This window comes from Aeromonas sp. 601027 (assembly GCF_049174455.1).
GTDB lineage: Bacteria > Pseudomonadota > Gammaproteobacteria > Enterobacterales > Aeromonadaceae > Aeromonas > Aeromonas veronii_A.
Genome location: NZ_JAAKTN010000001.1, coordinates 780,333 through 793,393 on the forward strand (window position 1 = coordinate 780,333; position 13,061 = coordinate 793,393).

Sequence of the window (13,061 nt, forward strand, 5' to 3'; positions counted from 1 at the left end):
GTTGACGGTCAGAGCGCCGCAGATATAAAAATGGGGCCGCCAGAGCGACCCCAAACGGGCGGGTTATCCCTAAATAGCCCACCCTCCAGCATAAAAGAGCACCAGCGCCAGGGCGATGACCACGGTGCCGACGTTGAGCTTGTGCCACTCCTTCGAGCAGATGCGGCCGATCACCAGCGAGCTGAAGCCAAGCATGATGCCGGTGACGATGTTGCAGGTGAGCACGATAAAGACGGCGCACACCAGCCCGGACATGGCCCCGACAAAGTCATCGAAATCGAGCTTGGTGACGTTGCTCAGCATCAAGAGCCCCACATACATCAGGGCTGGTGCGGTGGCATAGGCGGGCACCAGATAGGAGAGCGGCGAGAGGAACAGCATCAGCAGGAACAGGCCGCCAACCACAGTCGCGGTCAGGCCGGTTTTGCCCCCCGCTGCCGTGCCCGCCGCCGATTCGATATAGACGGCAGCTGGGGCCGCCCCCACCAGACTGGAGAAGATGCTGCTGACCGAGTCGGCACTGAGCGCCTTGCCGCTGTTGATGATGTGGCCATCCTTATCCAGCAGATTGGCCTGCCCCGCCACGGCGCGAATGGTGCCGGTGGCATCGAATACCGCCGTCATCACCAGCGCCAGCACGCTGGGCAACACCAGCGGCGAGAGGGCCCCCATGATATCCAGACTGAAGATGAGGGACTTGCCCTGATCGTCCGAGAGGCTCGGCAGGGCGAACAGTCCCTGATACTTCACCGCCGGATCGAAAATCAGGCCGAAGATGGAGATGGCGATAATCACCAGCAGGATCCCCCCCGGTACTCTCAGCTTCTCCAGCCCGAAGATCACCGCAAGGCCGATCAGGGACATGATGACCGGCATGGAGGTAAAAGCCCCCAGCGCCACCGGCAGCCCCTCCAGCGGGTTCTTGATCACCAGCCCCACCCCGTTGGCGGCAATAAGCAGCAGGAAGAGACCAATCCCGATGCCGGTGCCGTGGGCAATCCCCATCGGCAGGTTGTCGAGGATCCAGCTACGCACCCCGGTCACCGAGATGGCGGTAAACAGCACCCCCATCAGGAAGACGGCCCCCAGCGCCACCGGAATGGGGATCTGCTGCCCCAGCACCAGACTGAAGGCGGTAAACGCCGTGAGGGAAATAGCGCAGCCGATGGCCATCGGCAGCTTGGCCCAGAGCCCCATCAAGAGCGAACCAAAACCGGCCACCAGACAGGTGGCGACAAACACGGCGCCGGGAGGAAAGCCCGCCTTGCCGAGCATGCTCGGCACCACGATCACCGAGTAGACCATGGCTAGGAAGGTGGTGAGGCCCGCCAGCACCTCCTGTCTGACGTTGCTGCCCCGCTCGCTGATCATAAAGTAGCGATCAAGAGCCGTGAGCGGCTGTTGCTTTGCTGCGCTCTGGCTGGCGTCATTATTGGCCAGCTGTTCCACGCTGTTTATCCTGCTGTTTGCTTGGGTCATACCCAACTCCTTCACACGCGCCTGAATGTTTCATGACGAAATGGCGACAGGATCTGCGGGTCTGCCGAGCGCCAGTCTGATGAGAAACAGGCGATGGTGGCAGAGGATGCGACAGACAGACCAGGGCAGGCAGCCTTGACTCAAACGTTTGCCTTGCTGGTCAAAAAAACCGGGCCATTTCACGTTCTATGCGGGGAGATCCCCTGTCGTGCGGCAAGACTGGCGCCCCTGTGGGGCACGCCAGCCGCCGTATTCGTTGGGGCTGCGCCGCGGCAGCCCACTCCAGCCCCTACCCCCGCTCATGCACCAGCTGGCCATCCACGTAGGTGCGATAAATGGATCTGTCATCCCCCAGGGTCAACAGCACAAAGAGCTTGTCCCGCAAGGTGGTGGAGTTGTCATAACGCAGCTGCTGCAGCGGGGTGGCGACCGGGTCGAGCACCACGAAGTCCGCCTCCTTGCCCACCGCAAAGCTGCCGATCTTCTCATCCAGCCCGAGCGAATGTGCGCCGCCCAGGGTCGCCAGATAGAAGGCCTGATAGGCCGAGAGCCGCTCACCCTGCAACTGCATCACCTTGTAGGCCTCGTTGAGGGTCTGCAGCATGTTGAAGGTGGTACCGGCGCCGATGTCGGTGCCCATCCCCACTTTCACCTGCTTGCGCCACGCCTTGTGCAGCTTGAAGAGGCCGCTGCCGAGATAGAGGTTGGAGGTGGGACAAAACGCGATAGTGGAGTTGGTCTCTTTCAGACAATCCCACTCCTGCTCTTCCAGATGGACGCAGTGGGCAAACACGCAGTTGTGGCCGGTGAGGCCGTGCTGGTGATAGACATCGAGATAACCCTTGTGCGCCGGGAAGAGGGATTTGACCCAGGCGATCTCGTCCTTGTTCTCGCACAGATGGGTGTGCAGATAGGTGGTGGGAAACTCTTCGCGCAGTCTCCGCGCCATCGCCAGCTGCTCGGGTGTCGAGGTGGGTGCAAATCGTGGTGTGATGGCATAGAGCAGTCGACCGTTGCCGTGCCAGCGCTCGATAAGCTGCTTGCTCTGCACATAGCTGCTCTCGGCGGTATCGAGCAGATAATCGGGGGCATTGCGATCCATCATCACCTTGCCCGCGATCATCCGCATATTGATGCGACTGGCCGCCTCGAACAGGGCATCCACTGACTCGGGGTGTACGGTGCCGAACACCAGCGCCGTGGTAGTGCCGTTACGCAGCAACTGCTTGATAAAGAAGGTGGACATCTCGCGGGCATACTCGAGATCGTTGTAGCGCCGCTCGGCCGGGAAGGTGTGGCGGTTGAGCCACTCCAGCAACTGCTCGCCATAGGCCCCTACCATCTCGCTCTGGGGATAGTGAATGTGGGTATCGACAAAGCCCGGCACTATCATCTTGCCGCGATAATCGCGCACCCGCACTTCGGCCGGAATGCGATCTTTCCCCTCCTCCCACTCACCGAACCAGTCGATGCAACCGTTGCGAATGATCAGCAGACCATCCTCGATAAGACGGGCGTTGGACTCAATCTCCTCGGGCTGATCCACCACCCGGGTGATATCGAAGAAGCTGCCGCGTACCGCTTTGACAGAGTTGTCGTTTTTCATAACCGTTTCCCTGTTTTTCTTGTTCTGTTGACGTTTTTTGCCGGTTTAACCGTCAGATCCGTTCCACTTGTGGCGCCACCGCCTGCCCGGGCACTGGCTCTGGTGACCCCTCACCCTTGCTGGCCGATGACATGCCCGCGCTGCGGGCGGTAAAGCTCACATCCGGCTTGTCGCTCAGCTGGATCACCTCCACCGCCTCGGCATCCCTGACGGCCGCCTTGCGTTTGCGGCTTTGCGGCAGCACCAGATTCATGATGATGGCGGTGATGCCGCCGGCGCAGATGGGGTTCTCCACCAGCATGTAGATACCCGCCGGCAGCACCTTGAAGACGTTCGGGTCATAGGAAACCCCGAGCCCAAGACCCAGCGAAGTGGCGACAATCAGGGTCTCCCGCCGATCGAAGCCGTGGCTGATGATGATGCGACCACCGGCGATGGCGATCATGGAGAACATGATGACCATGGCGCCCCCCATCACAGGTGACGGTATGGTGGTAAAGAAGCGCCCCACTACCGGGAAGAGCCCCAGCAGCACCAGAATGACGGCGATAAACTTGCCCACATGGCGTGAGGCCACCCCGGTCATCTGGATGACGCCGTTGTTCTGGGCAAAGGTGGTGAGTGGCAAAGAGCCGAGGGCAGAGGCGATCACCGACACCAACCCATCAGCCAGCACGCCGCCGGATAGCCGTTTTTGAAACTCGGGACCCTGAATATCCCGGTGGGAGACCATGGCGGTGGCGGTGATGTCCCCCACCGCCTCCAGCACGCTCAACAGATAGATGGTGCCCGCCAACATAAAGGCGTGAAAATCGAAGGAGAAACCGTACTTGAACGGGATCGGCACCGTAATAAGCGGCAGGTTTTCAAGGGCGGAGAAATCCACCATACCGAGCATCAGGGCCACCGCATAGCCCACCATCAGACCGATGGCGATCCCGCTCATCCGCAGAAGCGGGCTTCGGCTGCAGTTGAAGGCGACGATAACGCAGAGCACCAAGAGCCCCAGCCCGATGTGCTCGTATTTGCCAAAGGTGCCGCTGCTCATGGCGGAGAAGCCGCCGCCAAAATCGATGATCCCCACCTTGATAAGGCTCAGGCCAATCATCAGTACCACCACACCGCTCACGGTCGGGGTGATCACCCGCTTGAGGTAGGGCAGCACAAAGGAGGAGCCCATCACCAGAAAGGCGCCGACAAAGGAGACCCCGAGCAGGGTCGAGACGATCAGCTCCTCATGGATGCCATCTTTTTTCATGGCGCCGCCGAGCGCGATCATCACGGTGACGAAGGAGAAGTTGACCGACTGGATGGAGAGCAGCCCCGAACCGATGGGGCCATAACGGTTTACCTGCAGCCAGGTGCCGATACCGGAAGCGATCATCGCCATGGAGACCAGATAGGCGGTGATCTCGGTGGAGAGGCCCAGGGCGCCGCCGACGATCAGCGCCGGGGTCACCATGGGGACAAAAATCGCCAGCAGATGGGTCACTGCGCCCATCAGGGTTTGATAAAACGGGGGGTTGTCTTCCAGCTCGTAAATGAGATCCGAGTGCTTGCGTGTTGTTTTAGACATCGTGTTTGTCCCATCACACAGAATGTAGGCGGAGTACTCATTCCGCCGTCAGGCGCTGGGGGCGAGCTGGTGCCCGCCCCTCACCTTTTCTTTTGTTATGCCGACACTTTTTGCTCCAGCTTGCCCAGTTCGCGCAGGATCTGCTCCGGCGTGAAGTGCCACTTGCGCAACCAGACACCACAGGCGTCGTGGATGGCGGTGGCGATGGCAGGCGCCGCGCCGTTGACCCCGATCTCCGAGATGGACTTGGCGCCGTAGGGGCCAACCTTGTCGTCACTCGGCACCAGGAAGGCCCGGAAGTCGCGGGGAATGTCGCCAATCTTGGGCGCGCCATAGCTCTTCAGATCCCGGGTCAGCGGGATGCCCTTGCTGTCGTAGCAGATCTCCTCGGTCATGGTGTGGCCGATGGCCCGCATGGTCGCCCCGTAGATCTGACCGAGCGCCAGTTCCGGGTTGATGGGGGTGCCGCAGTCGAGCAGGGCGTAGAACTTGTCGAGCCGGATCTCGCCGGTTCTGACGTTGACCGCCACCTCGGCGAAGTTGGCCCCGTACGGGAAGGCAAGCTCAGAGGTGATGTAGCTGGCGGTGCCCACGAGGATACCGAAGCCGGTACCGGTCTCCGCCTTGTGGGCCAGCTTGGCAAGGGTCACCTCCCCCTGCTTGCCGCGCACTATACCCGGATGAACCAGCTCCACATCCTCCACCGGCTCGCCCAGCATGGCGGCGCCGTGGAACAGGATCTTCGCCTTGAGGTTCTCGGCCGCCATCTTGGCCGCATTGCCGGAGAAGCAGGTGCCTGACGAAGCGTAAGCCCCCTTGTCGAACAGGGCGTGGTCGGTGTCGCCAGAGATCACATGCACATCGCTGAGCGGGCAACCGAGCACCTCGGCGGTCAGCTTGGCGACCACGGTATCGAGGCCGGTACCGATATCGGCGCCACCGGAGTGGACGATAAAGGTGCCGTCCGATTCCAGCTTGACCATGCAGTTGGCCTGATCGATATCCGGGATCCCCGATTTTTGCATGATGATGGCGACGCCACGACCGATGCGCCAATCTCCATCGGCGGGTTTGGGGCTATCCCAGGCAATCAGTTCGCGACCCTGTTTGAGGATGGGCTCGAGGGCGCAACTGGCCGCGTGGGGCACAGAAGTCGGCATCTTGCCCTCGCCGATGGCCCCCAGCACCTTGAGGATGTCCCCTTCATGCACCCGGTTGTGCTCCACCATGTCGAGCTGATCGATACCCAGTTTCTCGGCCAGTTCGGCAATGGCCATGGTCAGCGCGAAGTTGCCCTTGGGCGCGCCGTAGCCCTGATAGGCGCCGGTCGGGCAGATGTTGCTGTAGTAGGTGTTGACGGTAAAGCGCACGTTGTCGCACGGATAGAGCGGCAGGGAGAGCGCCGGGCCGTTGCTCGGCACCGTCAGAGAGTGGTTGCCGTAAGGGCCGGTGTTGGCGCGAAAATCCATCTCGATGGCGGTGATGGTGCCATCTTTTTTGGCGCCCACTTTCACCTTCACCTTGGCCACATGGCGGGAGGTGTTGCTGATGAACTCCTCTTCACGGGTGTAGCGGAAGGTGACCGGACGGCCGGTCACCTTGGTCGCCCAGGCGCACACCTCTTCCAGCAGGATATCCTGCTTGGAGCCAAAACCGCCCCCTACCCGCTCCTTGATTACGTGCACCTGATGCTGCTTCATGCCGACGATGCGCGCCACCTGACGGCGCACGTGCCACGGCACCTGGGTGGATGCGTGAATGACCAGACGCTCCCCATCCATGTAGGTGAAGCAGATATGCGGCTCGGTCGGGCACTGCTGGGCCTGGGTCGATTCGTAGGTGCGTTCGACAATCTCGTCCGCCTCGGCAAACCCTTTGGCCACATCACCGATCTGGCCATGGACGCTGGCAGCCAGGTTCTCGTGCGGGCGGGAGCCGATGGGGAAGTTGATGATCATGTGCTCGTCGCCACGGCGTACCGAGCAGGCGTTCTGCTGCTCGAGATCCGCCGGCGCACCGGCCATGTAGACGATGGGCTCGTCGTGCACCAGCGGTGCATTGGGGGCCATCGCCTCATCGATATTCATGACCGCTGGCAGCACCTGATACTCGACATCGATGAGTTTCAGGGCTGCCAATGCGATGGCTTCGCTCTCGGCCACCACGGCGGCAACACGATCACCGACATGGCGCACCTTGCGGCTGAACATGCGGCGATCGAGCGGTGATGGCTCGGGAGCACTCTGTCCACCCGGGGTGTAAAACACATCCGGGCAGTTGAGGTGGGTGATGACATGCACGACGCCCGGCAGCGCTTGCGCGCGGCTCACGTCGAGTTTGGTGATCACCGCATGAGGATGGGGGCTGCGCAACATCTTGATGATCAGTGCATCCTCGGTAACCCTGTCCTCCACGTAGCAGGGCTTGGCCTGCACCATCTTGGCGGCGTCCACTTTTGGGCAGCTCTTGCCGATATGGCGCAGATCGTCGCGAAACTCCGGGGCGATCTGGCACAGGTAATCGGGATCCTTCATCCGTGAGCAAGCGAGCTCGATGGCCTGATAGAACTGCTGATAACCGCCATCGCGGTGAAACAGGCCCGAGAGGGCATCGTCGATTTGATCACGGGTGGGCTCGGGATGGCGATCAAGCAGGTCGGTGACGATGAGCGCGGCGGCCGGATCGTTGTAGCCGGACTGCACCACCCCCACATCCACCATCGCCTGCTGCACCAGACTGAGCTGGTTCCAGCTGCCCAGCGACTCGGCGGTGCGCACGTCGGATCCATCCAGCTGGGCGGCGATCAGCAGGGAGGCGTTGATCACCTTGCCGTTGAAGAGAATGGCGTCGGAGCCGGCAAAGCCAAAGCCGTCGTCGCTGTTGCGCACCGAGTGCATCCGGCACTGGTTGAACAGCACCCGCTGGGCATTCTCGCCAGCCGGGGTAATGACGGTGCGCAGGGCACCGTTCAGTGTGAAGTTGAGTTCCATCATGCCTGTACCTCCTGCTGCTGGCACTCGACCAGAAGATCCGCCACCACTACCCCGCTGATATAGCGCTTGTAGGTCACGCTGCCGCCGAGATCCTCACGGGGTGCAACCAGCTCGCTCACGGCCGCCTCCAGCGCGGCATCGTGCAGATCGCGGCGCTCCACATCACGCAGACGCATCGTTTGCGGCGTAACGCCAGCGACGGCCACCCGCATCTCGCCAATGCTGTCGAGGGCCACGGCGGCGGTCATCACCGCCAAGCCATCGGCATTGCGGCTGATGCGGCGGGTGGCGCAGCGCAGTTCAGGCTCCGGCAGCACAACTCCGAGCACCAGGGCATTGCGCTGCCCCGCCAGATAGGCGTCGATGGGTTGCAACAGGTTGTTCTCCAGCACGACCACGGCTTCAAGCACCAGCAGTACCGGCAGCAAGGGTGAGTCCTGCTGCTGGCAGGCAAGTTCGCCGCCGAGGGTGGCCTGATTGCGCAGATGGCGGGAGTAGACAAACCCCAGCGCCTCGCACAGGGCGGCCGGAGTACGGGGATCATCTTTCAGGGTCTGCAGGGTGACGGTAGCGCCGATATGGAGCTGGCCGTGCTGCTGCTCAATCTGGTTCAGTCCCAGCTTGTCCAGTGAGATTGCGACCTTCTTGTCGGTGCGAGTCGGAGCGGCGTTAAGCTTGCTGCCGCCTCCCATGTAGACGGCGTCGTTGCCGAAACTGGCCTTGAGTTCCAAAGCCTGACCCAGTTGCTCGGGTCGGAAGAATTGCTCAATCATGTGTCGTCCTTACTCTTGCTGCCCGCCGCCGGGCAAATCCACAGGGCGGGCAATCCAGTCCAAACGTGTGGAGGGTGGCCTTAGGCCAGCTGATCCATCCGTTGCCACAGGCGGCTCGCCACCTTGCTGGCCTGCTCGTAAATGGGCGCAACATCGAACGGGAACTCGCGGTCTTGATAGACCATGCGCCCCTCCACCATCACGCTGTTGACGCTGTTCGATCCCATACCGAAGGCGAGATGGCCACCGAGGTTGCGCGGCGCCAGCGGGGTCGGTGCGTCGTAGTCGCAGATGGTGAGGTCGGCCTTGTAGCCGGGCTCCAGGCGGCCAAATTTGGCGCCGAAGTTGCGCTCCAGCAAGGTGTTGCCGTTCCAGAGGAAGCGGGCAAAGCTGTCTGGCCAGAGCGCTCCGCCGGCATCCTTGTGCTTGAAGTAGGCAAACTTGAGCTCTTCGAGCATGTCGGAGCCGATACCATCAGTGCCGAGCGCCAGATTGCGATACTCCGGCAGGTGCATGTTGTAGCCCACATGGTTGTTCATGTTGGAGCGGGCGTTATGCACCAGGAAGGCATCACGGCTGTTGAGCAGCTCGATGTCAGCCGGGCTCAGGTAGATGCCGTGGGCGATCAGGGTCTTGCTGTCGATCAGGCCAAACTCGTCCAACCGGGCGATGGGCTCCTTGCCATAGTGGTGGTGACCGTGGGCCATGTCGTAGCGGTCTTCCGCCACATGGATATGCAGACCACGACCGGTGACCTGCACCGCTTCGCGCAGCATGGCGAGCCCCTCGTCGGGCACGGTGAAGGGGGCGTGGGCGCCGATATGAGCCTCCACCAGATAGGGTTCGCTCCCCTTGGCTTTGGCCGCATCGATCTGTTGGGCGAACAGGATGTTCTCCTCTACCCCGGCCTGCAGCTCGGCAAGGCCGCCGTTGCGATCCGTGGTCTCGAAGCAGGTCATGCCGCGCAGGCCCGCCTCCATAAACCCTTTGCGCAGCACATTCAGGGAGCCCTTGATGAAGTTGGGCGAAGCGTGGTGGTCGATCACCGCACTGCAGCCGCTCTTGATCGCTTCCAGCGAGCAGATAAGGCCGCTGTAGTAGAGGGACTCTTCATCGAGCGCCCGATCGAGCCGCCACCAGAGGTTTTTCAGGGTGGAGATAAAGTCCGGGCAGGGGGCGATATTGGCCATGATCCCCCGCGACAGGCCGGAGTAGAAGTGGTTGTGGGCACAGACGATGCCCGGCATCACCAGCTTGCCGCCCATCTCCCGATAGTTGGCCTCCGGGTAGAGGGCCCGCAGATTGGGCCCCACCGCTTTGATAAGCGATCCTTCGATGGCGATATCCACCCCTTCCAGCACCCGGGTCGGCTCCAGCTGGACAGCGGTGACGTTCTTCAGAATAAACATGGTGTGCTCCTTCGCTTATTCGTGGTTCGCTCAGGCCTCGACGGCCCCCAACAGGTAGTGGTGATGAGCATGGACATGGCTGATGATCCGGCACATGTCGCCAAGGGCCGCTGGCGCATCCTTGATCCGGCTTTGGGCGTCTATGGTCAGGCGATAGGTCTCGCCATCCTGACGCACCCGCAGTTCGCCACCGTCAGCCAGATAGAACCCGGGGTTGCGGCTGTTGTCGAAGTCCTCGGGCAGGCTGAAGATGGTGACCTTGTCCTGATAGGGCTTGCCCTGCCACGGGCAGAACTGGGCGCAGTTGCCACATTCGTTGCAGTAGGCATCCAGGTGCAGAGTCTGGAACTGGTCTTTGAAGCCCGGCACCGCGATGGCGACGTTGGCCCGGTTGGGGCAGACATCCACGCACTTGCTGCAGAGGTAGTTGCACTCGAGGCAACGGTGCGCCTCTTGCGCCACGAAGGCATCGCGCTCGCTCTTGTCAACCATGGTGACGGCGATGCTCCCCTTGCGGCGATAGATCTCATCCTTGCCTGACGGCTGGATGGTCACGACACTCTGCTGGCTGGCGATATGCTCGCGAGAGAGCACCAGATCCGCGGCGCGGCGGGCACCACCGATGGCACCGACGATGGAGGATGGTCCGCTCTGCACGTCACCGATGAGGAAGACGTTGCGACGGCTGGTTTCGCCAGTCTGGCCATCCACCTCGGGCCAGCCATCGCTGCCAAGGGGAATGCCCATCGCTTTCAATACCTCGCAATCAGGCTGCTCGCCGATGGCGGTGATCAGGGCATCCATCTGCATCACTTCGGTCTGCTCGGTGGGCACCGGACGGCGGCGGCCCTGCTCGTCAGGTTCCCCCAGCGCCATCATCCGCACGGTAAGCTTGCCATCTTTCTCAAAGCGATCCGGATTGGTGAGGAAGCAGAAACGCACCCCATCCTCCACTGCTTCCAGATACTCCTCGCGATAGGCGGGCATCTCTTTTTCGCTGCGGCGGTAGATAACGGTCACATCGCTGACACCCGGCACCTTGAGGGCGGCGCGGGCACAGTCCATGGCGGTGTTGCCGGCACCGATCACCGCCACATGGCGGCCCAGCGGCAGCGGTTTGCCCTGATTGAAGCTGCGCAGGAAGTGGAAGGATTTGTAAATCCGCTCGTGACCCCCCTCGAGGCGCATGCCGCCATTCTTGTCGGCACCGATGCCGACGAAGACATAGCTAAAGCCCTGGGCATGCAGCTTGTCGACGGTGAGCGCCGGATCGCAACCAAACTCGAACTTGACCCCGTGGGCGGCAACAAAGTCGATGTCATGCTGGATCAGCTCGGCCGGAATGCGGAACTCGGGGATGATGTGCTTGACCACGCCACCGGCATCCGCTTCGCGCTCGAACACTGTGACCGGATGGCCGGCACGGGCCAGGAAGTAACCGGCGGAGAGACCGGCCGGACCGGCGCCAATGACCGCCACCGGGTGCTTGTCACCACTGCCGGCCGGTTTGTGCCAGCGGGCCTTGTACCCTTCCCAGCCGCGCTCCAGCGCCACTTTTTTCAGTTCGCGGATATTGAGCGCGCTGTCGTAGTCGAGACGGGTGCAGTTGTACTGGCACTGGTGATCGCAGATATGGCTGGTGATGGCAGGCAAGGCGTTGCGCTGATAAATCAGCTCAAGGGCTGCCACATACTCCCCCTCGCCCATCAGGCGAATGTACTCGGGGATATCCTGATGCACGGCGCAGGCAGTGACGCACGGCGCCACGTAGCAGTCGGTCAGCGGCAGGCCACCCCCCACTTCGATGCGATCCTCGGACTTCCACTCCTTCTGGGTGTAATCCATGGTGAGGGCCTTGGCGGCAAGCGCTTCCAGCTTGGCCACATCTACCTGACTCATGCCCCAGCTGTCAGAGGCGTCGATCTCTTTGAGGCACTCGATCTGGCGCAGGTAGCCGCCCGGTTTCAGCAGGTCGGTGGCCATGGTGATGGGACGGATACCGGTCTCGAAGATCTCGGCGATGTTGAACTTGCTGGCACCGCCCGAGTAGGAGATGGGCAGCTTGCCATCGAAGGCGCGGGACAGCACGGCGGCCACGTTGATGGAGAGCGGGAACAGCGCCCGGCCGGACATATACATCTCATCGCCGGGCAGTGCCCCTTTGCGGTTGATGGTGCCAAGGGTATTGGTGAGTTTCACCCCGAAGGTGAGCCCCTTCTCGGCCCCCAGCGCCATCAGACGGGTCAGCATCGCCTTGGCCTGATCCAGCTTGAGGTCGTGATCGAACGACGCTTCGCTCAGACCAATGTAATCAAAGCCGCAGGTATCGAGGATCTCGCGCACCCGCGGGTAGCCCAGCAGGGTCGGGTTCAGTTTGACGAAGGTGTTGAGCCCCTTCTCTTCCAGCATGTAGCGGCAGATGGCCTCAATCTCGTTGGGCGGGCAGCCGTGCATGGTGGAGAGGGTGACGCCGTGCACCAGATTGGCCGGGATACGATCCACCAGCTGTTGCAGGCGAGCGCGGCGCGCCCCCAGTCCCAGCTCGGCGATAAACTGCTCGTCGGCCACCAGCTCGCGTACCACCTGCTGGTACTCGGCAAATTTCGGACTTTGGCTTGCATCCATCAGGCTGTGGATAAACTGTTGCATCGGTGGCTGTTTGATGCCGTCGAGGTTGTAACCCACGCTCATGTTGAAGATAAAGGACTTGGCCTCCCCCTCAAGACGCGGATCGAATACCTCCTCCAGCAGATAGAGAGCAAACCAGGCTTTCAGATACTCGTCGAACGCCTTGGGCAGGGTGAACTCGGTAGACCACTCGGTGTTGAAGCACTCGTCTTCGGCATCGATGCAGGGCTTTTCCAGGTCGAGACGGTCCAGTATCTGCACCGTCTTGAGCTCGATAAAGCGCCCGCCGGTCAGCCAGGAAGTGACGATGTTCTGGGCCAACTGGGTATGGGGGCCGGCTGCCGGGCCAATGGGGGTCTCGCAGGTTTCACCGAACACCTTGATCTTGCGCTCGTCCTGCTTGCGATAGAATTGCGCGGCGGGAATACCGAAAATGCTCTGACTCTCTTTATATTCCGCGAAAATACGGGTCAGCAGATTCTTGAACGGAACGGGTCGCATAATATCGCCCATGGCTATCTCCTTGCAGCTGTTCTGCCCATTGGCAGCATGAATAAATGGGGTATCCCGCACGGGTGTTCCCCCTTGGCAAGGAGA

7 protein-coding genes are annotated in these 13,061 nt (G+C 61.5%); all 7 read right to left on the bottom strand.

What is annotated here, in order from left to right:
* Positions 1-69: 69 nt before the first annotated feature.
* Positions 70-1,371 (bottom strand): NCS2 family permease, encoded by a 1,302-nt coding sequence (locus G5193_RS03340; RefSeq protein ID WP_180343373.1) that lies wholly within the window; start codon positions 1,369-1,371, stop codon positions 70-72.
* A gap of 397 nt (positions 1,372-1,768) precedes the next feature.
* Positions 1,769-3,085, bottom strand: a complete 1,317-nt coding sequence (gene guaD / locus G5193_RS03345) for a guanine deaminase (protein ID WP_319920229.1) — start codon at positions 3,083-3,085, stop codon at positions 1,769-1,771.
* A gap of 52 nt (positions 3,086-3,137) precedes the next feature.
* The gene (locus G5193_RS03350; protein WP_421204945.1) at positions 3,138-4,661 is read right to left on the bottom strand and encodes a nucleobase:cation symporter-2 family protein; all 1,524 of its coding nucleotides are present in this window, start codon (positions 4,659-4,661) and stop codon (positions 3,138-3,140) included.
* A gap of 95 nt (positions 4,662-4,756) precedes the next feature.
* Positions 4,757-7,654 carry a molybdopterin-dependent oxidoreductase Mo/Fe-S-binding subunit gene (locus tag G5193_RS03355; RefSeq protein WP_421204946.1) on the bottom strand — a complete coding sequence of 966 codons (2,898 nt, stop codon included), beginning with the start codon at positions 7,652-7,654 and terminating at the stop codon, positions 4,757-4,759.
* Positions 7,651-8,427 carry a molybdopterin-dependent oxidoreductase FAD-binding subunit gene (ygfM, locus tag G5193_RS03360; RefSeq protein WP_421204947.1) on the bottom strand — a complete coding sequence of 259 codons (777 nt, stop codon included), beginning with the start codon at positions 8,425-8,427 and terminating at the stop codon, positions 7,651-7,653. Before ygfM ends, G5193_RS03355 begins: the two co-directional genes overlap by 4 nt.
* Positions 8,428-8,507: 80 nt before the next feature.
* Positions 8,508-9,836 carry a putative aminohydrolase SsnA gene (gene ssnA, locus G5193_RS03365; protein WP_421204948.1) on the bottom strand — a complete coding sequence of 443 codons (1,329 nt, stop codon included), beginning with the start codon at positions 9,834-9,836 and terminating at the stop codon, positions 8,508-8,510.
* A 30-nt stretch (positions 9,837-9,866) separates the two neighbouring features.
* A complete protein-coding gene (gene ygfK / locus G5193_RS03370) occupies positions 9,867-12,977 on the bottom strand; it encodes a putative selenate reductase subunit YgfK (RefSeq protein ID WP_421204949.1) in 3,111 nt (1,036 codons plus the stop codon).
* Positions 12,978-13,061: the final 84 nt, after the last annotated feature.

Excerpts from the sequence above, each read along its gene's own strand:
- G5193_RS03355 (WP_421204946.1), bottom strand. The coding sequence starts at position 7,654 with ATGATGGAACTCAACTTCACACTGAACGGTGCCCTGCGCACCGTCATT.
- guaD (WP_319920229.1), bottom strand. The coding sequence starts at position 3,085 with ATGAAAAACGACAACTCTGTCAAAGCGGTACGCGGCAGCTTCTTCGAT.
- ygfK (WP_421204949.1), bottom strand. The coding sequence starts at position 12,977 with ATGGGCGATATTATGCGACCCGTTCCGTTCAAGAATCTGCTGACCCGT.
- G5193_RS03340 (WP_180343373.1), bottom strand. The coding sequence starts at position 1,371 with ATGATCAGCGAGCGGGGCAGCAACGTCAGACAGGAGGTGCTGGCGGGC.
- ygfM (WP_421204947.1), bottom strand. The coding sequence starts at position 8,427 with ATGATTGAGCAATTCTTCCGACCCGAGCAACTGGGTCAGGCTTTGGAA.
- G5193_RS03350 (WP_421204945.1), bottom strand. The coding sequence starts at position 4,661 with ATGTCTAAAACAACACGCAAGCACTCGGATCTCATTTACGAGCTGGAA.
- ssnA (WP_421204948.1), bottom strand. The coding sequence starts at position 9,836 with ATGTTTATTCTGAAGAACGTCACCGCTGTCCAGCTGGAGCCGACCCGG.